The organism is Streptomyces albiaxialis (assembly GCF_039530985.1).
Classification (GTDB): Bacteria; Actinomycetota; Actinomycetes; order Streptomycetales; family Streptomycetaceae; genus Streptomyces; species Streptomyces albiaxialis.
Map to the genome: position 1 here is coordinate 101,876 of NZ_BAAAPE010000011.1, position 23,103 is coordinate 124,978.

The 23,103-nt window shown below is 71.6% G+C and carries 26 protein-coding genes and 2 pseudogenes; 20 read left to right on the top strand and 8 right to left on the bottom strand.

Translation table 11 applies throughout. The features are described 5' to 3' along the window. Positions 1-403 precede the first annotated feature (403 nt). From ABD343_RS41010 to ABD343_RS21135, 12 genes are all read left to right on the top strand, one after another. Positions 404-487, top strand: a complete 84-nt coding sequence (locus tag ABD343_RS41010) for a putative leader peptide (protein ID WP_312000843.1) — start codon at positions 404-406, stop codon at positions 485-487. 134 nt (positions 488-621) lie between these two features. After that, on the top strand, positions 622-2,328 hold the full coding sequence (locus tag ABD343_RS21085) for a nitrite/sulfite reductase (RefSeq protein WP_344530501.1): 1,707 nt from the start codon (positions 622-624) through the stop codon (positions 2,326-2,328). A gap of 34 nt (positions 2,329-2,362) precedes the next feature. Then, positions 2,363-2,578, top strand: coding sequence for a hypothetical protein (locus tag ABD343_RS21090; RefSeq protein ID WP_344530503.1), 216 nt, complete (start codon positions 2,363-2,365; stop codon positions 2,576-2,578). Beyond that, positions 2,575-3,291 carry a phosphoadenylyl-sulfate reductase gene (locus ABD343_RS21095; RefSeq protein ID WP_344530504.1) on the top strand — a complete coding sequence of 239 codons (717 nt, stop codon included), beginning with the start codon at positions 2,575-2,577 and terminating at the stop codon, positions 3,289-3,291. The genes ABD343_RS21090 and ABD343_RS21095 overlap by 4 nt, the downstream gene beginning before the upstream one ends. Before the next feature lie 43 nt (positions 3,292-3,334). Continuing rightward, a complete protein-coding gene (gene cysC / locus ABD343_RS21100; RefSeq protein WP_344530506.1) occupies positions 3,335-3,868 on the top strand; it encodes an adenylyl-sulfate kinase in 534 nt (177 codons plus the stop codon). Continuing rightward, on the top strand, positions 3,865-4,800 hold the full coding sequence (cysD, locus tag ABD343_RS21105) for a sulfate adenylyltransferase subunit CysD (RefSeq protein ID WP_344530507.1): 936 nt from the start codon (positions 3,865-3,867) through the stop codon (positions 4,798-4,800). The genes cysC and cysD overlap by 4 nt, the downstream gene beginning before the upstream one ends. 2 nt (positions 4,801-4,802) lie before the next feature. Beyond that, the gene (locus ABD343_RS21110) at positions 4,803-6,173 is read left to right on the top strand and encodes a sulfate adenylyltransferase subunit 1 (protein WP_344530509.1); all 1,371 of its coding nucleotides are present in this window, start codon (positions 4,803-4,805) and stop codon (positions 6,171-6,173) included. Positions 6,174-6,333: 160 nt separating this feature from the next. Then, positions 6,334-7,437, top strand: a complete 1,104-nt coding sequence (locus ABD343_RS21115) for an ABC transporter substrate-binding protein (protein WP_344530511.1) — start codon at positions 6,334-6,336, stop codon at positions 7,435-7,437. A gap of 37 nt (positions 7,438-7,474) precedes the next feature. After that, the gene (locus ABD343_RS21120) at positions 7,475-8,272 is read left to right on the top strand and encodes an ABC transporter ATP-binding protein (RefSeq protein WP_344530512.1); all 798 of its coding nucleotides are present in this window, start codon (positions 7,475-7,477) and stop codon (positions 8,270-8,272) included. Beyond that, positions 8,259-9,167, top strand: coding sequence for an ABC transporter permease (locus tag ABD343_RS21125; RefSeq protein WP_344530514.1), 909 nt, complete (start codon positions 8,259-8,261; stop codon positions 9,165-9,167). Before ABD343_RS21120 ends, ABD343_RS21125 begins: the two co-directional genes overlap by 14 nt. Further along, complete coding sequence (locus ABD343_RS21130; protein ID WP_344530516.1) at positions 9,167-9,991, top strand: sirohydrochlorin chelatase; 825 nt, start codon at positions 9,167-9,169, stop codon at positions 9,989-9,991. Before ABD343_RS21125 ends, ABD343_RS21130 begins: the two co-directional genes overlap by 1 nt. Continuing rightward, the gene (locus tag ABD343_RS21135) at positions 9,922-10,305 is read left to right on the top strand and encodes a VOC family protein (RefSeq protein ID WP_344530517.1); all 384 of its coding nucleotides are present in this window, start codon (positions 9,922-9,924) and stop codon (positions 10,303-10,305) included. Before ABD343_RS21130 ends, ABD343_RS21135 begins: the two co-directional genes overlap by 70 nt. A gap of 200 nt (positions 10,306-10,505) precedes the next feature. On the opposite strand, the pseudogene ABD343_RS21140 reads toward ABD343_RS21135, so the two are convergent. The 7 genes and pseudogenes from ABD343_RS21140 to ABD343_RS21165 all read right to left on the bottom strand — a co-directional run. Then, a pseudogene (locus ABD343_RS21140) lies at positions 10,506-10,805 on the bottom strand (winged helix-turn-helix domain-containing protein); the annotation flags it as partial. A gap of 65 nt (positions 10,806-10,870) precedes the next feature. After that, on the bottom strand, positions 10,871-11,776 hold the full coding sequence (locus tag ABD343_RS21145) for a TauD/TfdA dioxygenase family protein (RefSeq protein WP_344530519.1): 906 nt from the start codon (positions 11,774-11,776) through the stop codon (positions 10,871-10,873). Positions 11,777-11,799: 23 nt separating this feature from the next. After that, positions 11,800-12,294: an ABC transporter permease gene (locus ABD343_RS21150; protein WP_344530521.1), complete on the bottom strand. Its 495-nt coding sequence runs from the start codon at positions 12,292-12,294 to the stop codon at positions 11,800-11,802. Next, a pseudogene (locus tag ABD343_RS21155) lies at positions 12,291-13,177 on the bottom strand (ABC transporter ATP-binding protein). The gene ABD343_RS21150 and the pseudogene ABD343_RS21155 overlap by 4 nt, the downstream one beginning before the upstream one ends. Continuing rightward, positions 13,174-13,911, bottom strand: a complete 738-nt coding sequence (locus tag ABD343_RS21160) for an ABC transporter substrate-binding protein (protein WP_344530522.1) — start codon at positions 13,909-13,911, stop codon at positions 13,174-13,176. The pseudogene ABD343_RS21155 and the gene ABD343_RS21160 overlap by 4 nt, the downstream one beginning before the upstream one ends. A gap of 145 nt (positions 13,912-14,056) precedes the next feature. Continuing rightward, positions 14,057-14,143: a putative leader peptide gene (locus ABD343_RS41015; RefSeq protein WP_425578240.1), complete on the bottom strand. Its 87-nt coding sequence runs from the start codon at positions 14,141-14,143 to the stop codon at positions 14,057-14,059. Between the two features lie 408 nt (positions 14,144-14,551). Next, complete coding sequence (locus ABD343_RS21165) at positions 14,552-15,346, bottom strand: ABC transporter ATP-binding protein (protein ID WP_344530524.1); 795 nt, start codon at positions 15,344-15,346, stop codon at positions 14,552-14,554. A gap of 364 nt (positions 15,347-15,710) precedes the next feature. Here ABD343_RS21165 and ABD343_RS21170 point away from each other — a divergent pair, with 364 nt between their 5' ends. From ABD343_RS21170 to ABD343_RS21205, 8 genes are all read left to right on the top strand, one after another. Beyond that, the gene (locus tag ABD343_RS21170; protein ID WP_344530526.1) at positions 15,711-15,929 is read left to right on the top strand and encodes a hypothetical protein; all 219 of its coding nucleotides are present in this window, start codon (positions 15,711-15,713) and stop codon (positions 15,927-15,929) included. Positions 15,930-16,344: 415 nt separating this feature from the next. Continuing rightward, entirely contained in the window at positions 16,345-17,112 is a 768-nt protein-coding gene (locus tag ABD343_RS21175) for a hypothetical protein (RefSeq protein ID WP_344530527.1), read from the top strand. Beyond that, the gene (locus tag ABD343_RS21180) at positions 17,109-18,107 is read left to right on the top strand and encodes an alpha/beta hydrolase (protein WP_344530529.1); all 999 of its coding nucleotides are present in this window, start codon (positions 17,109-17,111) and stop codon (positions 18,105-18,107) included. The genes ABD343_RS21175 and ABD343_RS21180 overlap by 4 nt, the downstream gene beginning before the upstream one ends. Continuing rightward, complete coding sequence (locus ABD343_RS21185) at positions 18,104-18,634, top strand: hypothetical protein (RefSeq protein WP_344530530.1); 531 nt, start codon at positions 18,104-18,106, stop codon at positions 18,632-18,634. Before ABD343_RS21180 ends, ABD343_RS21185 begins: the two co-directional genes overlap by 4 nt. Further along, positions 18,631-19,371, top strand: a complete 741-nt coding sequence (locus ABD343_RS21190; RefSeq protein WP_344530532.1) for a class I SAM-dependent DNA methyltransferase — start codon at positions 18,631-18,633, stop codon at positions 19,369-19,371. The genes ABD343_RS21185 and ABD343_RS21190 overlap by 4 nt, the downstream gene beginning before the upstream one ends. A 10-nt stretch (positions 19,372-19,381) precedes the next feature. After that, positions 19,382-19,564, top strand: coding sequence for a hypothetical protein (locus tag ABD343_RS21195; RefSeq protein ID WP_344530533.1), 183 nt, complete (start codon positions 19,382-19,384; stop codon positions 19,562-19,564). Beyond that, positions 19,561-20,565, top strand: a complete 1,005-nt coding sequence (locus tag ABD343_RS21200; protein WP_344530535.1) for an ABC transporter ATP-binding protein — start codon at positions 19,561-19,563, stop codon at positions 20,563-20,565. Before ABD343_RS21195 ends, ABD343_RS21200 begins: the two co-directional genes overlap by 4 nt. After that, positions 20,543-21,700, top strand: coding sequence for an ABC transporter permease (locus ABD343_RS21205; RefSeq protein ID WP_344530537.1), 1,158 nt, complete (start codon positions 20,543-20,545; stop codon positions 21,698-21,700). The genes ABD343_RS21200 and ABD343_RS21205 overlap by 23 nt, the downstream gene beginning before the upstream one ends. 69 nt (positions 21,701-21,769) lie before the next feature. On the opposite strand, the gene ABD343_RS21210 is transcribed toward ABD343_RS21205, so the two are convergent. Further along, positions 21,770-22,993, bottom strand: a complete 1,224-nt coding sequence (locus ABD343_RS21210; protein ID WP_344530538.1) for a S8 family peptidase — start codon at positions 22,991-22,993, stop codon at positions 21,770-21,772. Between the last annotated feature and the right edge of the window lie 110 nt (positions 22,994-23,103).

The window sequence follows — 23,103 nt, forward strand, 5'->3', positions numbered from 1 at the left end:
GCCTCCGCGAGAGCGCCCCGCAAGGGGCGCGGGCCTGTGTCTGATGTGCGGCTCCGCCGCGCGGGCGCGACCGGTCACTACACATCGGGGCTTGCCCCATAAGGGGCGCGGGGAACTGCGCGACAAGCCACGGCGCAGCCGCAGCCTGCAATGCACGGCACGGGGCAGCCCGAACCCAGCCCTCATGTCCGGGTGCCCGGCGAAGAGGGCTGCGCTTGCCAACCCTGCTCCCCCAAGCTCTTCGAGCAGGGGGGACCCCCAGCGCAGACTTCCCAAGCGCAGCAGGGAGAAGCGGGGGCCTGCTCCGTGGAGGAGACCAGCGTGGTCTCACTCCCCAAGACATTGGCGTCCAGAATACGGAAGGTGGTGGACCAGGTGCGGCACCGCATGCCACGCTTCCCGCATGTCTCGCGCTGGAATCGCCTTGGTGAGTCGACGTCACGTCGACCTCGTCCGCGTGTCCAGCGCCATCTGTCCGGCGGGCTGACAGTCACAGCACCGCCGTTCTCCGAGCCGTCACCGACTCTTCCCCCTCGTCCGCGCTGAGCTGCGGTCACCGCCTCTCCGCGTCGATTCCGCCTGCGTACAGGCCCGTTCGCCCTGCCCGAAGGATCTCCCGCCATGGCCGACACCTCCGAGCGCCCCGCACCTCCCGCACCCGCCCGCCGCAAGGCAAAGGCAGGCCGCCACCGCGGCGAAGGACAGTGGGCCGCTGGTCACTTCACCCCGCTCAACGCCAACGAGCAGAACAAGAAGGACGACGACGGTCTCAATGTGCGGACACGCATTGAGACGATCTACGCGCACCGCGGCTTCGACTCCATCGACGGCTCCGACCTGCGGGGCCGTATGCGCTGGTGGGGGCTGTACACCCAGCGCAAGCCCGGGATCAGCGGCGGCAAGACGGCCGTCCTCGCTCCCGAGGAGCTGGACGACGAGTACTTCATGATGCGCGTCCGTATCGACGGCGGGGCCCTGACGACCCTGCAGTTGCGCACGGTCGCGGACATCTCGCAGGAGTTCGCGCGCGGCACCGCCGACATCACCGACCGGCAGAACGTCCAGTACCACTGGATCCGCATCGAGGACGTGCCCGAGATCTGGCGGCGCCTGGAGGGCGTGGGCCTCTCGACGACCGAGGCCTGCGGCGACGTGCCGCGCGTCATCCTCGGCTCGCCGGTGGCGGGGATCGCCGAGGACGAGATCATCGACGGGACGCCCGCGATCGAGGAGATCCACCGGCGCGTCATCGGCAACCCGGCCTATTCGAACCTGCCCCGCAAGTTCAAGTCGGCCGTCTCCGGTTCCCCGCACATGGACGTCACGCACGAGATCAACGACGTGGCGTTCGTCGGCGTCGAGCACCCGCAGTACGGGCCCGGATTCGACGTCTGGGTCGGCGGCGGGCTCTCCACGAACCCCAAGATCGGCGTACGGCTGGGCGCCTGGGTGCCGATCGAGGACGTGGCCGACGTCCACGAGGGCGTCGTCGCGATCTTCCGCGACTACGGCTACCGCCGGCTGCGCAACCGCGCCCGTCTGAAGTACCTCGTCGCCGACTGGGGCCCTACGAGGTTCCGGCAGGTGCTGGAGGACGAGTACCTGCTGCGCAAGATGGCCGACGGGCCCGCGCCGGAGCGGCCGGTGCACGAGTGGCGCGACCACATCGGCGTGCACCGGCAGAAGGACGGCAACTACTACGTGGGCTTCGCGCCGCGCGTGGGCCGCGTCGACGGCGCGACCCTCAGCAAGATCGCCGACCTCGCCGAGGCGCACGGCTCGGGCCGCGTCCGTACGACCGCCGAGCAGAAGATGCTCGTCCTGGACGTGGCCGAGGACCGGGTCGAGTCGCTGATCGAGGGCCTGGAGGCGCTGGACCTCAGCGCGCGCCCGTCCCCGTTCCGGCGCGGCACGATGGCCTGCACCGGCATCGAGTTCTGCAAGCTGGCGATCGTGGAGACCAAGGGCCGCGGCTCCTGGCTGATCGACGAGATGGAGCGCAGGCTCCCCGGCTTCGACCAGCCCGTCACCATCAACCTCAACGGCTGCCCGAACTCCTGCGCCCGTATCCAGACAGCGGACATCGGTCTCAAGGGCCAGCTCGTCACCAACGCCGAGGGCGAGCAGGTCGAGGGCTACCAGGTGCACCTCGGCGGCTCCCTCGGCCTGGACCCCGGCTTCGGCCGCAAGGTGCGCGGCCTGAAGGTGACCGCCGACGAGCTGCCCGACTACGTCGAGCGCGTGCTGCGCCGCTTCCAGGAGCAGCGCGAGGACGGCGAGCGCTTCGCGCAGTGGGCAGCACGCGCGGGAGAGGGCGATCTGGTATGAGCCAGACGGACCCGAGCCGGGAAGGCATCCCGAGATGAGTGAACGCGCCGCGCCGTTCTACTGCCCGTACTGCGGCGACGAGGATCTGCGGCCGTCCGAGGAGGGGCACGGCACGTGGGAGTGCGCCGCCTGCAACCGGGCGTTCCGGCTGAAGTTCCTCGGCCTGCTCGCCGCCGGACTGCGCACGTCGTCCCCGGCGCACCCGGCCCGGCCGGCGGCCACCGACGGAGAGGACCCGAGCACCTCATGAGCACCGCACACATACGGGAGCAGCGCTCCCCCGCCGAGCTGCGGGACCTCGCCGGGACGGCGGGCCGCGAGCTGGAGGAGGCGACCGCGCTGGACGTGCTGCGCTGGGCCGCGGACACCTTCGGCCGCCGCTTCTGCGTCACCTCCTCCATGGAGGACGCGGTCGTCGCGCATCTCGCCTCGCGGGCGTTCCCGGGCGTCCAGGTCGTCTTCCTCGACACCGGGTATCACTTCCCGGAGACCATCGGTACGCGCGACGCCGTGGAGGCGGTGATGGACGTCGAGGTGATCACGTTGACGCCCCGCCAGTCCGTCGCACAGCAGGACGCGCAGTACGGCCCGAAGCTGCACGACCGCGACCCCGACCTGTGCTGCGCGCTGCGCAAGGTGCAGCCGCTGGAGGAGGGGCTGCGGGAGTACGACGCGTGGGCGACGGGCCTGCGCCGCGACGAGTCCCCGACCCGCGCGGGCACCCCGGTCGTCGGCTGGGACGAGAAGCGCAAGAAGGTCAAGGTCTCGCCCATCGCGCGCTGGACGCAGGACGACGTGGACGCGTACATCGCCGAGCACGGCGTGCTGACCAATCCGCTGCTGACCGACGGCTACGCCTCCGTCGGCTGCGCCCCCTGCACGCGCCGCGTGCTCGCGGGCGAGGACGCGCGCGCGGGCCGCTGGGCGGGGCGGAACAAGACGGAATGCGGGCTGCACGGCTGATGGGGCGGGCAGGGCATTCAGGACAGGCGAGGAAGGAAGAGAGATGACCGGCGCCACCGTGTGGCTCACGGGCCTGCCGAGCGCGGGCAAGACGACGATCGCGACCGCGCTCGCCGGGCGGCTGCGCGCCGAGGGGCGCGCGGTGGAGGTGCTGGACGGCGACGAGATCCGTACGTTCCTCTCCGCCGGGCTCGGCTTCTCCCGCGCGGACCGGGACGCCAACGTCCAGCGCATCGGCTTCGTCGCCGAGCTGCTCGCCTCGCACGGGGTGACGGTGCTGGTCCCGGTCATCGCGCCGTACGCGGACAGCCGCGAGGCCGTGCGCAAGCGGCACGACGCGGAGGGCACCCCCTATCTGGAGGTGCACGTCACCACGCCCGTCGAGGTCTGCTCGGAGCGCGACGTGAAGGGGCTGTACGCCAAGCAGGCCGCGGGCGAGCTGTCGGGGCTGACGGGCGTGGACGACCCGTACGAGGCGCCGGAGGCCCCGGACCTGCGGATCGAGGCGCACGAGCAGAGCGTCGAGGAGTCGGCGGCGGCCCTGTACGGGCTGCTGGACGAGAGGGGACGGCTGTGAGCACCGTGACGACCGCACTGGAGGACACCGACAATCCCTACGCGCTGTCGCATCTGGACGCGCTGGAGTCGGAGGCGGTGCACATCTTCCGGGAGGTGGCCGGGGAGTTCGAGCGCCCCGTGATCCTCTTCTCGGGCGGCAAGGACTCCATCGTCATGCTGCACCTGGCGCTCAAGGCGTTCGCCCCGGCGCCGCCGCCGTTCGGGCTGCTGCACGTGGACACCGGGCACAACTTCCCCGAGGTGCTGGAGTACCGGGACCGCACGGTCGCCGAGCACGGGCTGCGGCTGCACGTCGCGTCCGTACAGGAGTTCATCGACGACGGCAGGCTGCGCGAGCGTCCCGACGGGACCCGCAACCCGCTGCAGACCGTGCCCCTCCTGGAGGCCATCAACGAGCACCGCTTCGACGCCGTCTTCGGCGGCGGGCGCCGCGACGAGGAGAAGGCGCGGGCCAAGGAGCGGATCTTCTCGCTGCGGGACGAGTTCGGCGGCTGGGACCCGCGCCGCCAGCGCCCCGAGCTGTGGCAGCTCTACAACGGACGGCACGCCCCCGGCGAGCACGTGCGCGTCTTCCCGCTCTCCAACTGGACCGAGCTGGACGTGTGGCAGTACATCGCCCGCGAGAAGATCGCGCTGCCCGCCATCTACTACGCCCACGAGCGCGAGGTCTTCGCCCGCTCGGGCATGTGGCTGGCGCCCGGCGAGTGGGGCGGCCCCAAGGACGGCGAGCGGACCGAGCTGCGCCGGGTGCGCTACCGCACCGTCGGGGACATGTCCTGCACCGGCGCCGTCGACTCCGACGCCGACACGATCGAGAAGGTCATCGCCGAGATCGCCGCCTCCCGCCTGACCGAGCGCGGCGCGACCCGGGCCGACGACAAGCTCTCCGAGGCCGCCATGGAAGACCGCAAGCGGGAAGGCTACTTCTGAGCATGACCACGACCGTTGACATCGAGAGCATCGACACGGCCACCTCGCTGCTGCGCTTCGCGACCGCGGGCTCCGTGGACGACGGCAAGTCGACGCTGGTCGGGCGGCTGCTGCACGACTCCAAGTCGGTCCTGGCCGACCAGTTGGAGGCCGTCTCCCGGGCCTCGGAGGCGCGCGGCCAGGACGCGCCCGACCTCGCGCTGCTGACCGACGGGCTGCGCGCGGAGCGCGAGCAGGGCATCACCATCGACGTGGCCTACCGCTACTTCGCCACCCCGCGCCGCCGCTTCATCCTCGCCGACACCCCCGGCCATGTGCAGTACACCCGCAACATGGTCACCGGCGCCTCCACCTCCGAGCTGGCCGTCGTCCTCGTGGACGCGCGCAACGGCGTCGTCGAGCAGACCCGCCGCCACGCCGCCGTCGCCGCGCTGCTGCGCGTCCCGCACGTCGTCCTGGCCGTCAACAAGATGGACCTGGCCGGCTACCAGGAGTCCGTCTTCGCCGCCATCGCCGACGAGTTCACGGCGTACGCGACCTCGCTGGGCGTCGAGGAGGTCACCACGATCCCGATCTCCGCGCTTCAGGGCGACAACGTGGTCACGCCGTCCGCGCACATGTCCTGGTACAGCGGCCCCACCGTCCTCGAACACCTGGAGACGGTGCCGGTCACCCACGACCCCACGGGCGAGGTCGCGCGCTTCCCCGTCCAGTACGTCATCCGGCCCCAGACCCCCGAGCTGCCCGACTACCGCGGCTACGCGGGCCAGTTGGCCTCCGGCGTGCTGCGCGTCGGCGACCGCGTCACCGTCCTCCCCTCGGGGCGTACGAGCACGATCACCGCGCTCGACGTGCTCGGCCAGTCCGTGGACCTGGCCTGGGCCCCGCAGTCCCTCACCGTCCGCCTCGCCGACGACCTCGACATCTCGCGCGGCGACCTGATCGCCCCCGCCGACGCCTCCGTGACCCCCTCGCAGGACCTGACGGCGACCGTCTGCCACCTCCACGACCGCCCCCTCAGGCGCGGCGAGCGAGTGCTGCTCAAGCACGCCACCCGCACCGTCAAAGCCATCGTCAAGGACATCCCGTCCCGTCTCTCCCTGACGGCCTCCGATGACACGAGGGGCCTCCCCCAGCACCCGGCGCCCGGCGCACTGGAGGCCAACGACATCGGCCGCGTCGTGATCCGTACGGCCGAGCCGCTGCCCGTCGACCCGTACGCGGCCTCCCGGCGCACCGGCTCCTTCCTGCTGATCGACCCCGCCGACGGCTCGACGCTCACGGCCGGGATGGCGGGCGACGCGTTCGCTGACCGTACGGACGAGGCCCAGGCCCAGGTCCAGGCGGCGGCCGACGAGGGCTGGGACTTCTGAGCCATGGGCATCCCCGGAGAGGTCTTCTCGACCTTCGACCAGACAGGCGGCCGGATCGGCAGCGGCGTCCGCGGCAGCGGCCAGGGCGGGGTGGGGCGATGCGCGCCGTGACCCGCGCCCCCGTCCCCCGCCGCTCCCGCCCCTCCGAGAGGACACCTCCGTGCCCCGCACCCGCCCCCGCGCCGTTACCGCCCTGACCGCGCTGACCGTTCTCCCGCTGCTGCTCCTGACGGGCTGCGGCTACGGCTCGAAGGCCGTCGAGGACAACGAGCCCAAGGCCGCGGGCGGGAAGAAGGTCGACGGCCTCGACGAGGTCAAGGTCGGCTACTTCCCGAACGTCACCCACGCCACTCCCCTGGTCGGCCTGCGCACCGGCGGCCCGATCGTCGAGGAGCTGGGCGGCACGAAGGTCGCCACGCAGGTCTTCAACGCGGGCCCCTCCGCGATCGAGGCCCTCAACGCGAAGGCCGTGGACCTCACCTGGGTCGGCCCCTCCCCCGCCGTCAACGGCTATGTGAAGTCGGGCGGCAAGAACCTGCGCATCGTCTCCGGGGCCACCTCGGGCGGCGCCTCGCTCGTCGTGAACCCGGACAAGGTCAAGTCCGTGGACGACCTCAAGGGCAAGAAGATCGCCACCCCGCAGCTCGGCAACACCCAGGACGCCGCCCTCCTCAACTACCTCAAGGGCAAGGGCCTGAAGGTCGATCCGGAGACCGGCAAGGGCGACACCTCGGTGCTGCGGCAGGACAACAAGGAGATCCCGACCACCTTCCAGCAGGGCGGCATCGACGGCGCGTGGGTCCCCGAGCCGACCGCGTCGAACCTGGCCGGCAAGGGCGGCAAGCGGCTGCTGAACGAGAAGAAGCTGTGGAAGGACGGCAAGTTCGTCACCACGAACCTCGTCGTCCGGCAGGACTTCCTCAAGAAGCACCCGGACGTGGTCGAGGCCGTGCTGCGCGGCTCCGTGAAGACCAACGCCTGGATCGCCGGCCACGAGGACGAGGCCAAGAAGCACATCAACACCGCGCTGGAGCGGGACGCGGGCAAGCCGCTGCCGGACAAGGTGCTCGATTCGGCGTTCGCCGAGATCGACGTCACCGACGACCCGCTGGCCGCCACCCTCAAGTCCCAGGCCGCGCACGCCCGCGAGGCGGGGCTGCTGAAGGAGTCCGACCTGAGCGGGATCTACGACCTGACCCCGCTGAACAAGGTCCTCAAGTCCGAGGGCCGCTCCCCGCTCCGCGACGCGGGGCTCGGGCAGTGAGCAGGCCAGTGAGCACAGGCCACCAGGAGGTGAACCGATGAGCGCCACGATCGCCGAGAAGGCGAAGACGCCCCCCGCCGACAGCACGCGCACGTCCGCCCGCTACTCCGCCCGTATCGCCCACGTGTCGAAGACCTTCGGCACGCAGCAGGTCCTCGACGACATCAGCGTGGACGTCGCGCCCGGCGAGTTCGTCACCCTGCTCGGCGCGTCCGGCTGCGGCAAGAGCACGCTGCTCAACCTCGTCGCGGGCCTGGACCGGCCGACGTCGGGCGAGATCGACGTGCCGGACGGGCGGCCCGCGCTGATGTTCCAGGAGCACGCGCTCTTCCCGTGGCTGACCGCGGGCAAGAACATCGAGCTGGCCCTGAAGCTGCGGGGCCTGCCCAAGGCCGAGCGGCCCGCCGAGGCCGAACGGCTGCTGGAGCTGGTCCGGCTCAAGGGCGCGCACCGCAAGCGGGTGCACGAGCTGTCCGGCGGCATGCGGCAGCGCGTCGCGCTGGCCCGCGCGCTCGCGCAGGACAGCAGGCTGCTGCTGATGGACGAGCCGTTCGCGGCGCTGGACGCCATCACCCGCGACGTGCTGCACGAGGAGCTGACCCGCATCTGGGCCGAGACGAACGTCTCGGTCCTCTTCGTCACGCACAACGTGCGCGAGGCCGTACGGCTCGCCCAGCGCGTCGTGCTGCTCTCCTCCCGCCCCGGGCGGATCGCGCGCGAGTGGGACGTGGACATCCCGCAGCCGCGCCGTATCGAGGACGCCGAGGTGGCGGCCCTCTCGGTGGAGATCACGGAACAGCTCAGGGGGGAGATCCGCCGACATGGCCAGCACTAGTACCGAAACCGCCGAGGAGCCCGCCGGGGCCCCGGCCCCTGCGGGCGGCGACCTCGCGGGGCTGGAGGCCGGGCTCGACGCGCTCGACACCCGTACGTCCACGCGCCCCTCGCTCGGCCAGGTGCTCCGCAAGAAGGCGCTGCCGCCGGTCGTCGCCGTCGTGCTGGTGCTGGGCCTGTGGCAGCTCGCGTTCGCGCTGGACGTGAAGCCGGACTACCAGTTGCCGGGCCCGCTGATGGTGTGGGACGCGCTGGCCGAGGAGTGGTACAAGGGCACGATCCTCGACATCATCTGGCAGAGCGTCTCGCGCGGCGCCCTCGGCTTCCTCGTCGCGCTCGCCATCGGCACCCCGCTGGGCCTGCTCGTCGCCCGCGTCGCGCTCGTACGGGCGGCGATCGGGCCGATCCTCTCCGGGCTCCAGTCGCTGCCGTCGGTCGCGTGGGTCCCCGCGGCGATCATCTGGTTCGGGCTGACGGACGCGACGATCTACGCCGTCGTCCTGCTCGGCGCCGTGCCCTCCATCGCCAACGGCCTCGTCGCGGGCGTCGACCGGATCGACCCGCTGCACCTGCGCGCCGGGAAGGTCATCGGCGCCACGGGCCTGCGCGGGATCTGGCACGTGCTGCTCCCCGCGGCCCTGCCGGGCTACATCGCCGGCCTCAAGCAGGGCTGGGCGTTCTCCTGGCGCTCGCTGATGGCCGCCGAGCTGATCGCGACCTCGCCCGAACTGGGCGCGGGACTCGGCCAGTTGCTGGAGACCGGGCGCTCGTACCAGGACATGCCGCTGGTGCTGGGCGCGATCCTGCTGATCCTGCTCGTCGGTATCGGCATCGAGCTGCTGATCTTCGCGCCGGTCGAGCGCCGTGTGCTGCGCGCCCGGGGGCTGCTCCGCTGATGTCCACCCCGCCTCCCGCCCTCCTCCTCGTCGCGCACGGCAGCCGCGACCCGCGGCACGCCGCGACCGTCGCGGCGCTCCGCGGGCGCGTACGGGCGCTGCTGCCGCACGTCCGCGTGGAGGCGGGCTTCCTCGACTTCGACGCGCCGACGGTCCCCACCGCGCTGGAACGGCTCTACGCCGAGGGCGCGCGGGAGATCGTCGCGCTCCCCCTGCTCCTCACCCGGGCCTTCCACGCCAAGACGGACATCCCGTCCGTGCTGGCCGACACGGTGGAACGGCTCCCGGGCCTCACGGTCCGCCAGGCGGACGTCCTGGGCCCCCACCCTCTGCTGACCGCCGCCCTGGAGCGGCGGCTGCGGCAGGCGGGCCTCGACCCGCGCCACGCGCCCTCCACGGGGATCGTGCTGGCATCGGCGGGTTCCTCAGACCCGGAGGCGATCGCGGTGATCGCCGAAGCCGCGCGGGAGTGGCGGCGCACCGCCGGATGGTGCGCCGTGCGGCCCGCGTTCGCCTCCGCGGCCCTTCCCCGCACGGCGGACGCCGTACGCGCGCTGCGCGCCGACGGCGTCCGCCGGGTGGCCGTCGCGCCGTACGTGCTGGCCCCCGGGCTGCTGCCGGACCGCATCGCGGCGGGCGCGCGGGAGGCGGGCGCCGACGTCCTGGCGCCGGTCCTGGGCGCGGCCCCGGAGCTGGCCCGGCTGGCCGTGCTGCGCTACGCGGCGTTGTCAGTGGGCTGTGGAACGCTGGCGCCATGCTTGACCACATCGGAATCCAGGCCGAAGACGTCCCCGCCAGCGCTCGTTTCTACGACGCGGTTCTAGCTCCGCTCGGGGCCCGCCGCTGGCTGGAGTTCGAAGGAGGCCAGGTCGTCTCCTTCGGCACCACCGCACCGGGCAACTTCTGGGTGAGCGCGGTCCCCTCGGACCAGCGCGACCGTGCCGGGCGGGAGAACCATCTGGCGTTCACCGCGCCCGACCGGGCGGCGGTCGACGCGTTCCACGCCGCGGCGCTCGCTGTCGGGGCCGAGTCGCTCCACGCGCCTCGGCTCTGGCCGGAGTACCACGAGTCGTACTACGGCGCGTTCGTCCGCGACCCCGACGGCAACAACGTGGAGGCGGTCTGCCACCACCCCTGACAACCGACCAGGGGGTGCCCCCTGCTCCCCCGCCAGGGAACCGGGGGCCCAGGACTTCGGGGCTTGCCCGATAAGGGGCGCGAGGAACTGCGCGACAAGCCACGACGCGGGCGCGCCCCGGCAGGTGAGGGAGAAGCGGGGGGGGTGCCCGGCCACGGGGCGCGGGGGTGTGGGCCCGCGCCCCGTGGTGAGGCGCGCCCTCACGGGGTGAATTTGTAGCCGACTCGGCGGACTGTGACGATGCGCTGACGGTGCGGATCACCCAACTTCCGGCGGAGACGAGCCACGTGGACGTCGACCGTACGACCGTCGCCGACGTGATCCCCGTACCCCCAGACCGTGCTCACGAGCTGTTCCCGCGAGTGGACCTGCCGCGGATAGGCGGCGAGATGAGCCAGCAGCTCGAACTCCAGGTAGGTCAGATCGAGTTCACGGCCTTCGACGTGCACCGTACGGCAGACCCTGTCGATCTCCAGGCCGGGCCCGGGAGCCGAGTCCCGGACCACCCTCAGCGCCGTACGCGGCGGCAGAGCGCGCTCGTACGGCCTCGCGTTGCCGACGGCAGTCATCGCGCACCCGCCAGCGGGGTGTAGTGCGCGGCCTCGTCGCCCTCGACGGAGCGGCTGGGGCGGCCGTCGACGCCCACCGGCACGTCACCGGCGACGGTGACCCGGTGGAGTTTGCGCGGCAGGTCGTCGTAGTCGTCGGGCGCGTAGTGCTGGGTGATGCGGTTGTCGAAGAGGATCAGGTCGCCCGGCGCCCACGTCCACCGCACGGTGTTCTCGGGGCGGGTGACGTACGACTGGAGGATGCGCAGCAGATCGCGGGATTCCGACTCGCTCAGCCCCTCGATGCCCTGCGCGAACCCGCCGATGAACAGGCCGCGTTCGCCGCTCTCCGGGTGGACGCGGACGACCGGGTGCGCGGTGCGCCACTTCGTGGAGACGAAGACCCGCCGGTGCTCGGCGGCGGCCTCCGTCTTCGGGGGCTCGGCGTAGTCGTACGCGTTCGAGTGGACGGCCCACAGCCTGTCGGCCAGTTCGCGCAGCGACTCCGGCAGGTCCCGGTACGCCGCGGCCGTGTTGGCGATCAGCGTGTTGCCCCCGTACGGCGGGACGACGAGGCTGCGCAGGGTGCTCGCCTTGGGCGGCGTGCGTACGAAGGTGACGTCGGTGTGCCAGCGGTTGGCCCGTACGCCGCTCTCGCTGTCGACGGGCAGGATGTTCGGCTGGTCCTCGACCGACGGCACGGTGGGATGCGCCGTGGTCAGCTCCCCGAAGAGGCGTGCGAAGCGGATCTGGTCCGCGTCGTCGAGCTGCTGGTCCCGGAAGAAGAGGGCCTTGTGTTCGAGAAGGGCCGCGTTCAGTTCCGCGACGAGTGCGGTGTCCAGCTCACGGGAGAGGTCCACGCCGAGGATCTCGGCGCCGATACGCCCGCCGACCCGGCGGATGTCGAAGCTGCTGCTGGTCATGAGGAGGTCCTTTCGCGAGGGGTTCAGGCGGAGGTGGTCCGCCAGGACGTGAAGCGGCGTTCGAGCGCGACGAGCGCCTGGTTGGAGGCCACCCCGAGCGCGGAGACCGTGAGGATCCCCGCGTACATCTGCGGAATGGCGAAGTTGAACTGGGAGTTGTTGATGAGGAAGCCGAGCCCGGCCTTCGCGCCGACCATCTCGGCCGCGATCAGGACGAGGATCGCGGTGGCACCCGCGAGCCGGATGCCGGTGAACACGGCGGGGACGGACGCCGGGAGGATCACCTTCTGGAACAGCCGCCAGGGCGGCAGGAACACCCGGTCGGCGAGCCCGGCGCGCGGCGCGATCTCCCAGAGCGCGAGCAGCGCGAGCACGGCGGCCGTACGGGTCGCGACGGCACCGGCGAGGCCGAGGAGCCGCCGGGGCAGCGACGGCCCGCCGTCCTCGGCGACCGGCTCCGGGGCGACGGGCCCGGCCTCCGCGGCGTCCCGCCGCTCGGCGGGCAGGGTGACGCTCATACGGCGGCCGCCTCCCGCTCCTGCCGCTGCGCGCGGTCCACCTCGTCGTGCAGCAGTTCCCAGACCCGGTGCCGGTAGGAGGCGAACTCCGGGCTGGAGCGCGGGTCGTCCGCGCCCGTACGGGTGGCGCCCAGGGACACCGTGACGACCTCCTTGACCCGCCCCGGGCGGGAGGTGAGGACGGCGACGCGCCGGCCGAGGAGCACGGCCTCGTCGATGCCGTGGGTGATGAACACGACGGTCTTGCCGGTGCGCTGCCACACCCGCAGCAGCTCGTCCTGGAGGGACTCGCGGGTCTGCGCGTCGAGCGCGCCTGGGGGCACCTCCCACGCCCTTCAGGCAGTGGGGGAGGCTCGTCCATGAGCAGGATGTCCGGGTCGTACGCGAGGCTGCGGGCGATGGCGACGCGCTGCCGCATGCCGCCGGACAGCTCGTGCGGGTGCCGCTCCTCGAAGCCGTCGAGGCCGACGAGGGCGAGGAACTCCCGTGCCCGTTCCGCCCGTTCGCGCCGCGGTACGCCGATGGCCTCCAGGCCGAACTCGACGTTGCCGCGCGCGGTGCGCCAGGGCAGCAGGGCGTACTGCTGGAAGACGGTGCCCCGGTCGTGGCCGGGCCCCGTCACGGGCACGCCGTCGACCAGGACGCGGCCGGATGTGGGCCGGGTGAGCCCGCCGAGCAGGTCGAGCAGCGTGGACTTGCCGCAGCCGGAGGGGCCGACGAGGACCGTGAACTCGCCGGGCGCGATGTCCAGGTCGACGCCGTCGAGGGCGGTGAAGGGGGCGGGGGCGGCGGCGCGTCCGCGTTTCGTACGGCTCTTCGCGCCGGGGAAGGTCTTGCCGACCCTCTCGAAACGTATCTTCGGGCTCTTCGGCGGCTCGGTCATCGGCCACGGCTCCTCGGATAGCGGTTGTAGGCGTTGGTGTAGATGTCCTCGATCCGCACGCGGTCGGCCTTGATGTCGCCGCGCCGCTCCAGCCAGCGGGCCCAGGTGGCGAGTTCGCGGGGCGCGATGCGCCCGCCGGTACCGGCGACGCCGTACGACTGCCAGTAGCGGAGCGGGGCCGTGTCCTCGCTGCGGTCGCGGCGCTCCACGATGCGGACCATGCGCGCGACGACCTGCTCGCGGGGCGTGCGCCGGGCCCATTCGAGGGCACGCGCGACGCCGGTCACGAACGCGCGGGCCACGCGCGGATGCCGGTCGAGAAAGCGGTCGGCCATCACATAGGTGCCCGCGCTGAACGTGCCGAGGAGGCGGTGGTCGTCGAAGAGCGGGCGGATGCCGCCGCGTTCGAGGGCCTTGTCGCGCATGAGGTCACCGAGGACGGCGACCTCGATACGGCCCTTGCGCAGGGCCTGTTCGGTGTTGACGGGCGGCAGCGCGATCCGCTCGACCTCGGCGGCCTCGCCGGAGTCGAGACCCTCGCGCTTCAGGCCGAGATCCTCGGCGAGTTCGGCGGGCGTGACGGTGCCGGCCCAGCCCTGGTAGCGGATGGTGGTCGCGGGAACGCCGTCCCGCCCGGCGGCGGTGCCGCACCCGGCGCTGAACGCGCCGGCTCCGACGCCGCCCGCGAGGGCGAGGAATTCTCTTCGGGGGACGGAAAAGGGGAATTGACGCACGGGTGCCTTCCGTTGCGACGCGGGAACGCGAGAATTCGGGCAGGCCGAATTCAGGAAATGCGCTCCGCGCGGGACTCAACGCACGGGCCACTGCCGTGAGCAGCGGCGATGCGGAGGAAGAGGTGAGAAGTGAGCGGCGTGCGCCTCAGGCGCAACGGCAGGCACAAATGGCGCTGGCGTGACGTCGCAGATCGACGTGCAGGCGCGCTACGAGATTGCGGTGGGTGCTCACGACAATGGAGCATGCCAGCAATTACCGCAGCCCGTCAACAATTCCCGGCCCCCGTCACCACACAGCGGGGCTTGCCCCTTCTCTCTAAGGGGCGCGGGCCTGTGCCCGATATGCGGCTCCGCCGCGCGGGCGCGCCCGGTCACAACACATCGGGGCTTGCCCCATCAGGGGCGCGGGGAACTGCGCGCCCGGCCACGACGCGCTCGCAGCCTGCGAAGCACAGCCCGGGGCACCCCGAACCCAGCCCTCATCGCGGGGCACCCGGCGAAGAGGGCTGCGCTTGCCGGCCCTGCTCCCCCAAGCTCTTCGAGCAGGGGGTACCCCCAATGGCAGACCTCCCAAGCGCAGCAGGGAGAAGCAGGGGGCCTGCTCTTTCCGGGGCGCGGGTCCTCTGCGCCGCAGCAGGGGCTAGCTCGGCGTCGCGTGGGGGACCACTACCGGGGAGCCGTCTCCTGGGGCCGAGAGGATGTCGGCGTCCACCCCGTACAACGTCCGCACGAGGTCGGAGGTGAGGACCTCCCCGGCGGGGCCCCGCGCAGCGACCTCGCCGGCGTTCATGGCGACGAGCGTGTCCGCGTAGCGGGCGGCGCTCGCGAGATCGTGCAGCACCATGACGACGGTCCGCCCGGCGGACGCGACCTCGCGGACCAGCGCGAGGACCTCGACCGCGTGCCCGAGGTCGAGCGCGCTGGTCGGCTCGTCGAGCAGCACGATCGGCGTGCGCTGGGCCAGCACCATCGCCAGCCAGCAGCGCTGCCGCTGGCCCCCGGAGAGGTGGTCGAGGCGGTGGTCGGCGAGTCCGGCGGTGCCGGTGGCCTCCAGCGCCTCGGCGACCGCGTCCTCGTCGTCCCTCGACCACTGCCGGAACAGCCCCTGGTGCGGGTGGCGTCCGTACCGTACGAGCCCGGCGACGGTGATGGCCTCCGGTGCCTGCGGCGACTGCGGGAGCAGCGCGATGCGGCGCGCGGCGTCGCGCGGCCTGAGCCGCCAGACGTCCTCGTCCCCGACCCGCACGGCGCCGGACTCCGGCTGGTGCAGCCGTGCGACGGTCCGCAACAGGGTGGATTTCCCGCAGCCGTTGGGGCCGACGATCGCGACGACGTCCCCGGCGGGGACGGAGAGGTCCACCCCGTCCACGGCGAGATGACCGGGGTACCCGGCGCGGAGCTTCTCGACGGTCAGATGCGTGGAGCGAGGCGACATGAGGTAAGCCTAGCCTAAGTTCTCCTGGATGCCCCCGGGGCCCGGAGCCACCCCGAAGCGGCCCCTCTGTCCCCTTTTGATCAACTCATTCTTTTACCTTCGCTTTTCCCTGGCTTTGCCACGGGACTTGAACGAGGGTCGCAAGAGAAGAAAGTTTCGGCCATGGACACGGCGCGATTTCTCTGGCTAGCATCGAACCGCGCTACGGGGGATTCATCAGCGCTCCTTGACCAAATGGACCCCCTGTTGCGCCGTCATGCCACGGGGTTGACCACCGCGTTCGGCAAAGCGGTACGGAGCGCGCCTTTTGTCTGGACCAAGGTGTCTGGAGCCCCGCGATTCCGAATCGAGCACGGAGGTTCTGATGCTGCTGGAAAAGGTGAACCAGAATGCCGCGCTTTCGGGTTTTGTGCCCGTCAGCGTGAGCCCGGGTGAAGTGGCCCCCATCATGGCCACGTTCACCATCGCGTGCCCCACGACCCCGGCCATCGGCGCCGGTCTGGCCAAGGCGGCCGGTGCGGTCGTGGGCGCCGGGGCCGTCACGGGCGCCGCATATGTGGCGTACGAGGCAGCCAACAAGTAATCACGCCGGCACCGGAGCACGGTTTATCGCTCTGTCTTCCGCGTGTTCCTCGAACGGTCCCATCGCGAAACGTGAAGGATGGATCATGCCGATTCACGGAAATGTCAACGGCGCATTGCTGGCAAAGGTGAATGCGGGTCAGGCGGCACATGCCCTTCCCGCAGGCGTCCCCGTCATGGCGACACCCGCCGCGTTCGTCGCGGGAGTCGTCTCCGGCGCAAAGGTGTGCGGTGCTCTCGTGGCCGCCGCCAGTGCCGGAGCAGCCGTGGGTAAAGCCGTAGCGTCCTGACAAGAGGTAGCCAACAGAGCAATGTGGTCTCGTCTTCGCAGACCTCTTGAGTTGGCAAGCGCTCGGCCTCTCGAAACAGCGGAGAGGCTGAGCGCCGTCACCCATCTCTTGAGCAGTCTTGAGTACATGGCACGCAGGTCCGACCGAGAGCCCGGCGGTCTCAACGACTGGCAGTACCTCCGCCACCAGTTCCCCACCAAGTCCCGCTTCCTCCGCTCGCTCATGGACCGCGTCGCGAAGGAGCCCGTGACGCAGGCCATCCACGGCTCCCGGGCCGTGGCCGCCGCGCTGCTCGTGCTGCCGGTCCGCAGCAACGGGCTCCGGCTGGCGTGCGACGCGTATCTCTCGGCGACCCAGCTCGCCATCTATCCGCGGCACTTCTTCGGCACGGACGGCTCGGACCAGGTCGCCTTCCTCGTCCAGACGACGGCGGCGCTCGGCCGCGCGGGCGGCACCGAGGCCTCGCGCACGGCCGCCGTCCAGTTCATCGGCGCCCAGGCCGTGCTCTCGTACGGCGCGTCCGGCTGGGCCAAGCTGCCCGGCCACCGCTGGCGCAGCGGCGACGCGCTCGTCAAGATCATGCGCACCCAGACCTACGGCGACCAGTGGTTCTTCGAGCAGCTCTCGAAGTACCCCGCGGCGTCCCGGGCGATCTGCCATGTGGTGCTCGCGCTGGAGAGCGGGTTCCCGCTGCTGCTGCTCCGGCGCGGGAAGTACATGGACGCCGGGCTGGCCGTGATGGGCGGCTTCCACCTGGCGAACGCCCGCTTCATGGGCCTCTCCCGGTTCGCCTGGGCGTTCGTCTCCACGTACCCCTGCATCCGGGTGCTGGCCAAGGGCGGCAGGGACGGCTCCGTGGGAACGCCCGTACGACGGGAGGTCACCGGCCGATGAGCTCCGATTCCCGCTCCAGCTCCGGCTTCACCAGGATGACCCTCGGCGCGCTCGCCGCGGCGGGCGCCGTCGGCGTCACATACCAGCTCTACGCGGACGCCCGCGCCAAGCGCGCCACCGGCGGTCTCGCCCACCGCCAGCTCACCTGCTCCAGCGGCAACATCATCAGCTACCACGTACGGGAGGGCGCCCCCGGCGCCGACACCCTCGTGCTCGACGCGGGCCTGCTCAGCAGCTCGCTCGCGTGGCTGCTCGTGCTCGACCACCTGGACCCGGACCTGCGGGTGGTGCTCTACGACCGCGCGGGGTACCGGCGTTCGCTGCGCCGGTGCGCCGAGGACTACTGCTTCGAGGAGAGCGTCGGCGACCTCGTCGACGTCCTGGGCGAGGCCGTGGACGGCGACTGCGTGCTGGCCGGGCACTCGCTCGGCGGCTATCTCGCGCACCGCGCGGCGACGCGGCTCCCGGAGACCGTGCGCGGGCTCGTGCTGATCGACCCCATGCACCCCCGGCAGTTGCGCGAGAGCCGCACCCAGCGCGCGGGGGCCAACAACACCAACCTCACCGTCCGCCTCGCGCCGCTGTCCATCCAGTGCGGCGGCGCCCTCCTCCTGGACCGCCGCTCCCTGCTCTCGTACGCGGACGACAGCCCGTACCGGCGGGCACTGGGCTGGGAGCTGTCCTCCGCCTCCGCGTGGCGCGCCAGCCGCCGCGAGTGGGGGTACGCGTACGCGTTCATGCTCGACGGCGGCCGTCCCCTCGACGCCCTGGAGATGCCGGTGAGCGTGCTCGCCGCCGAGGCGACCGTCGGCGACGCGCCCGAACAGCGCGCGCTGTACGAGGAGTACGCGCGCTCGGGCGCCGACGGCGGCTCCAGCGAGACCCTGGCCGGGGCCTCGCACCTGTCGATCCTGGGCTCGGCGGAGCACGCCCCGCGCACCGCGGCCCACCTGGAGAAGGCCCTCGCGGCCACGCACGTACGGGAGGCGGCATGAGCAGGACCGTCGACCGGGTGCTCCAGGGGACGTTCGCGGCGTGGTTCCTCGTCACGGTCGTCTCCCAGCACCCCGACCGCAGCTACGACCGGCTCAGGAAGTTCGACAGAACCGGGATCCTCATCCCCAACTGGCGCTTCTTCGCCCCCGAGCCGGCCGTCGAGGACCAGCACTTCCTCTACCGGCTGGCCAGCGAGGACAAGACCTCCCACACCGAGTGGCGGTCCGTCTTCGAGGTCCAGCCGCGGCGCGCCGCGCACGCCGTGTGGTTTCCCGGGCGCCGTATCGAGAAGAGCATCTTCGATGTGGCCTCGACCCTCAACAGCAACCCGCACAGCAACAACCCCATGCACGCGGACGCCCGCAAGGCCTCCTACGGGATCATCCTCGACTTCGTCCGCGCCCGGCTCACCCCGGAACCCGGCCATCCGCTGCTCCAGCTCATGCTGGTCCGGTACTCGGGCTACGACCACAGCGAGGACCCCAAGTACGACCTGATCTCCGACTACGAGCCGGTGAACCCATGAGCGACGTCCAGTACGGCAGCGCGGTCTCCTCCGTCTACGACATCCTGCTCAGCGACCCGATACCCGCCCGGGACACCGTGGACTTCCTCCGCGACCGGGTCGCGGGCAAGGACGTGCTCGAACTCGGCGTCGGCACCGGCCGGATCGCCGAGCCCCTCGCGCCCCTGGTCCGCACCCTGACCGGGGTGGACAACTCCCCGCACATGCTGGAGGGCTTCCGGGCCAAGGGCGTGCCGCAGAACGTGACCCTGATCCAGGCCGACTTCCGCACCCCCGTCCCCACCGGCGGCAGCTTCGACGCCGCGTACAGCACGCTCGGCTCGCTGGCCTGCTGCCGCGACCGGGACGAGCTGCGCGCCGCGCTGCGCGGCGCCGCCGGGCGGCTCAGACCCGGCGGGGTGCTGTGCCTGGAGTACTACTCGGCCGACACCTACCGGCTGATGCTCCAGGCCAGCCCCTTCGCGTCCCGTACGGCCGAGGGCCATCCGTTCGAGATACGGCTCGCCCTCGACCCCGTGCGCACCGTGCTGACCTCGGCCACCACGATCAGCGTGCACGGCGAGAAGGTGGACTTCGCCGAGGACGTGCTGCTGCTGGAGGCCGACGAGGTGGAACGGTGCCTGACCGAGGCCGGATTCGCCGCCGTCGAGACGCTGCGACAGCCCGGCCAGCCGTTCGACTGGTACGTGGCGCGCGCGCCGTCCGCGTCCGAGTCCGCTGCCGAGCCGACCGAGTGAGGGGATCACCATGACACGCAGCACAGCTCTCTGGTTCGTCTTCGTCCTCGTCCTGACCACCCCCATCCTCCTCGCGACCTACCGGGGCGACGACGGGCTGACCGGAACCGTCTGGCTGACCAGCCTGGGCACGGCGGCGGCGATCTCCGCCGTCACCGCCATCGCGTGGGGGAAGAAGAAAGGAGCCCGATGACGTCCCTGACCGACCGGACCAGCACGACGGGCGAGCGGGCCGGGCCCGCCGCGGACCCGGACACGGGCGCGGACTCTGCGCGCCGTGACAGCGACCTGCGGGTCATCGACGTCACCAAGCGCTTCGGCGAACGCGTGGCCCTCGACCGGGTCAGCTTCACCGTCCCGCAGGGCACCATCACCGGCTTCGTCGGCAACAACGGCTCCGGCAAGACCACCTCGATCCGCATCATCACCGGTCTCCTCCACCCGGACGAGGGCCAGGTGCACGTCGGCTCCGAGGAGGTGAGCGACGCCTTCCGCGCCGCGATCGGCTACATGCCGGAGGAGCGCGGCCTCTACCCCGACATGAAGGTCGAACAGCAGCTCGTCTACCTCGCGCGGCTCTACGGGATGCCCAAGGCCGAGGCCCGTGACGAGGTCGCCGCGTGGATCGAGCGGCTGGCGATCGGCCAGTACCGCGCGTCGAAGCTGAACACGCTCAGCCTCGGCAACCAGCAGCGCGTCCAGCTCATCGCCTCGCTGCTGGGCGGCCCGCGCATGGTGATCCTCGACGAGCCGTTCTCCGGGCTCGACCGCGCGGCCGTGACCGCGATGTCGGAGATCCTCCACGAGGCGGCGGGCCGCGGCACGGGGATCTTCTTCTCCAGCCACCAGCTCGACCTCGTGGACAGCATCTGCGAGCGGGCCGTGATCCTCAAGGACGGCCGGGTGGTCGCCGAGGGCCCGGTCGACGAACTCCGCGACCGCGGCGGCGCCGTGGCCATGGTGACCTTCGGCGACGGCAGCGCGCCCGGGGCCGAGGAGCTGGCGGCGGCCGTGCCGGGCGCCCGGCTGCTGCACGGCACCACCTTCGCGGTGCCGTGCGACACGGACAGCTCGGCGCGGGTGCTGCGCGAGTGCCTCCGGTTCGGCGACGTCACCGAGTTCTCCCGGCGCCGCCAGACCCTGAGCGATGTCTTCGCGGAGGTGAGCAGCGATGACGGCGACGAGGAGCAGTGAGCGCACCGGGGCCCTGACCACCCTGGGCCTCGTCCTGGCCCGGGAGATCAGGACCCGGACGTTCTCCCGTACGGCGCTGATGAGCATCGGATTCAGCGTGCTGATCATCGCGGGCCTGATCTTCGTCCCGAAGATCATCGGTGGGGGCGGCGGCGACCACCCCGAGGTCGCGGTCGCCGGGGCGAAGCCCGCGCAGGTCGAGCAGTACGCCAAGCTGCTGCCGGACAACGACGTGAGCGCGGCGCCCGCCGGGGCCACGCCCACCGAGGACCGACCGCTCGTCGTCACGCTCAAGCCCCGCGCCATCGACGGCAAGGTGTACGAGAGTTCGCAGCTCTCCGAGCTGGAGAGCGTCACGGCCCGGCTCCAGCTCGCGCTGCTCAGCGACGGCTCCGGGGAGAAGGCACCGGCCGTCCACCTCAAGGCGGTGCACGACGACTCCGAGGACGTCTCCCGCTCCATGATCGGCTACCTGGTCGTGGTGCTGCTCTTCGGCCAGATCGTCGGCATGAGTTCGGCCGTCACCCAGGCGATGATGGAGGAGAAGGGTAACCGCGTCGTCGATCTGCTGCTGCCCAAGATCAAGCCGCTCTCCCTGCTCTGGGGCAAGGTGATCGGCGCCGGGGTCGCCGGGCTCGTGCAGACCGGCGCGATGGCGGGTGCCGCCCTCGGCCTGCTGCTCGCCAGCGGCGACAGATCCACCTTCGACATCGTGCTCGGCATCGGCTGGATCGTGCTGCTCTGGTATCTGCTGGGCTTCCTGTTCATGGGCGTCATCTACGGCGGCATCGGCGCGATGATGCGCAAGCCGGACGACGTGCCGAGCGTGACGGTGCCGCTCCAGCTCATCAACATGCTGACGTTCCTGGTGGGCGTCGTCGCCCTGCAGCAGCCGGGCGCGGCCTGGGTGGACGTCGTCAGCAAGGTCCCGCCGTTCTCGGCGATCCTCGTCCCGCTGCAGTACATCACCCAGGAGACGACCACCGGCGACATGCTGACCAGCGCCGGCATCATCGTCGCCTGCGCCCTGGTGCTGAGCCTCGCCGGGGCCCGCCTGTTCTCCCTGGCGGTCCGCACGGACTCCCCGAAGGACGCGCTGCGGGCGTTCGTCACGCCGCGGGCCGGAACGGCATGAGCACGAGGACGGCCGCCGCGCCCCGTGGGGGAAGGACGCGGCGGCCGGGGCCCTCGGAAGAGCCGGGTGTTACTTCACGACGCGCAGCAGCTTGTTCGGCGTGCCCGCGCTCGGGTTCTTGATGGCGCCCTTGGTGGCGCCCTTGGTGAGGGCCGAGGCGACCTGCGCCGGGGTCGCCGTCTTGTGCCCGGCGACGTAGAGCGCGGCGGCGCCCGCGACGTGCGGCGAGGCCATCGAGGTGCCGGACATGGTCGCCGTGCCGGTGTTGCTCTTGTTGCTCAGCGAGACGATGTTGACGCCCGGGGCGTAGAGGTCGACGAGCTTGCCGTAGTTCGAGAAGTCGGCCTGCTTGTCGGCCTTGTCGCTGGCGGCGACGGTGAGCGCCTCCTTGACGCGGGCGGGACTCTGCGAGGAGGCGTCCCGGCTCTCGTTGCCCGCCGAGACGGCGTAGGTGACGCCGGAGGCGATCGACTTCTTCAGGGCCGCGTCCATCGCCGCGTCCTTCGGGCCGCCGATGCTCATGTTGGCGACCGAGGGGCCCTTGTGGTTCTTGGTGACCCAGTCGATGCCCGCGACGGCGGACTCGGTGGTGCCCGAGCCGTTGTCGTTGAGGATCTTGACCGCGACGACCTTGGCCTTCTTCGCGACGCCGTACTTGCCGCCCGCGACGGTGCCCGCGACGTGGGTGCCGTGGCCCTGCTTGTCGTTGGCCTTCTTGCTGCCGTCGAACGCGTTGAAGCCGTACGACGCACGGCCGCCGAAGTCCTTGTGGCCGATGCGGACACCGGTGTCGAGGACGTAGGCGGTGGCGCCCGCGCCCGCGCCGGCCGGGTAGGTGTACTTCTTGTTGAGCGTGGTCTTCGCCTGGTCGATCCGGTCCAGGCCCCACGGCGGGTTGCTCTGGGTGCCGGTGATGGTGAAGCGCTGGTTCTGGACGACCTTGTCGACCTTGTCGTCCGCGGCGAGGCGGCGGGCCTCCTGGGCGCTGAGGCCGGAGGCGGAGAAGCCGTTGACGGAGGACTTGTAGGCGCGCTTGAGCTTGCCGCCGTACTCCTCCGCGAGGTCCTCGCCGTTCGCCGCGGCCTTGATGCCGGGGGCGCCGGAGCCGTCCTTGAGCATCACGATGTAGCTGCCCTTGACCGCGTCCTTCGCGTCGGCGCCGTAGACGGTGCCCTCGGCCGGGGACGCGCCCGCGGGGAGTGTCAGCAGCGTCGCACCGCCGGCGACGGCGACAGCGGCGCCGATCGCCAGGGATATCCGGCGCTTCTTGTTACGGGACACGTGATTTGCCATGCCGAGGGAGCCTCCGAAGTGGTGGGGGGACACAGGGGTTTGTGAAGGATCCCTTCACAAACCCGATCCAGTTTCGAAACCCTGTCTGATACGCGGGCCCCGGCTCAAGC

Bases quoted from the DNA above. Each gene is read 5' to 3' on its own strand.
- ABD343_RS21185 (WP_344530530.1), top strand. From the start codon at position 18,104: ATGAGCAGGACCGTCGACCGGGTGCTCCAGGGGACGTTCGCGGCGTGG.
- ABD343_RS21165 (WP_344530524.1), bottom strand. From the start codon at position 15,346: ATGTCGCCTCGCTCCACGCATCTGACCGTCGAGAAGCTCCGCGCCGGG.
- ABD343_RS21085 (WP_344530501.1), top strand. From the start codon at position 622: ATGGCCGACACCTCCGAGCGCCCCGCACCTCCCGCACCCGCCCGCCGC.
- ABD343_RS21205 (WP_344530537.1), top strand. From the start codon at position 20,543: ATGACGGCGACGAGGAGCAGTGAGCGCACCGGGGCCCTGACCACCCTG.
- ABD343_RS41010 (WP_312000843.1), top strand. From the start codon at position 404: ATGTCTCGCGCTGGAATCGCCTTGGTGAGTCGACGTCACGTCGACCTC.
- ABD343_RS21210 (WP_344530538.1), bottom strand. From the start codon at position 22,993: ATGGCAAATCACGTGTCCCGTAACAAGAAGCGCCGGATATCCCTGGCG.
- ABD343_RS21180 (WP_344530529.1), top strand. From the start codon at position 17,109: ATGAGCTCCGATTCCCGCTCCAGCTCCGGCTTCACCAGGATGACCCTC.
- ABD343_RS21195 (WP_344530533.1), top strand. From the start codon at position 19,382: ATGACACGCAGCACAGCTCTCTGGTTCGTCTTCGTCCTCGTCCTGACC.
- ABD343_RS21200 (WP_344530535.1), top strand. From the start codon at position 19,561: ATGACGTCCCTGACCGACCGGACCAGCACGACGGGCGAGCGGGCCGGG.
- ABD343_RS21145 (WP_344530519.1), bottom strand. From the start codon at position 11,776: ATGACCAGCAGCAGCTTCGACATCCGCCGGGTCGGCGGGCGTATCGGC.
- ABD343_RS21090 (WP_344530503.1), top strand. From the start codon at position 2,363: ATGAGTGAACGCGCCGCGCCGTTCTACTGCCCGTACTGCGGCGACGAG.
- ABD343_RS21190 (WP_344530532.1), top strand. From the start codon at position 18,631: ATGAGCGACGTCCAGTACGGCAGCGCGGTCTCCTCCGTCTACGACATC.
- ABD343_RS21150 (WP_344530521.1), bottom strand. From the start codon at position 12,294: ATGAGCGTCACCCTGCCCGCCGAGCGGCGGGACGCCGCGGAGGCCGGG.
- ABD343_RS21175 (WP_344530527.1), top strand. From the start codon at position 16,345: ATGGCACGCAGGTCCGACCGAGAGCCCGGCGGTCTCAACGACTGGCAG.
- ABD343_RS21170 (WP_344530526.1), top strand. From the start codon at position 15,711: ATGCTGCTGGAAAAGGTGAACCAGAATGCCGCGCTTTCGGGTTTTGTG.
- ABD343_RS21120 (WP_344530512.1), top strand. From the start codon at position 7,475: ATGAGCGCCACGATCGCCGAGAAGGCGAAGACGCCCCCCGCCGACAGC.
- ABD343_RS21095 (WP_344530504.1), top strand. From the start codon at position 2,575: ATGAGCACCGCACACATACGGGAGCAGCGCTCCCCCGCCGAGCTGCGG.
- cysC (WP_344530506.1), top strand. From the start codon at position 3,335: ATGACCGGCGCCACCGTGTGGCTCACGGGCCTGCCGAGCGCGGGCAAG.
- ABD343_RS21125 (WP_344530514.1), top strand. From the start codon at position 8,259: ATGGCCAGCACTAGTACCGAAACCGCCGAGGAGCCCGCCGGGGCCCCG.
- ABD343_RS21135 (WP_344530517.1), top strand. From the start codon at position 9,922: ATGCTTGACCACATCGGAATCCAGGCCGAAGACGTCCCCGCCAGCGCT.
- ABD343_RS21130 (WP_344530516.1), top strand. From the start codon at position 9,167: ATGTCCACCCCGCCTCCCGCCCTCCTCCTCGTCGCGCACGGCAGCCGC.
- ABD343_RS21110 (WP_344530509.1), top strand. From the start codon at position 4,803: ATGACCACGACCGTTGACATCGAGAGCATCGACACGGCCACCTCGCTG.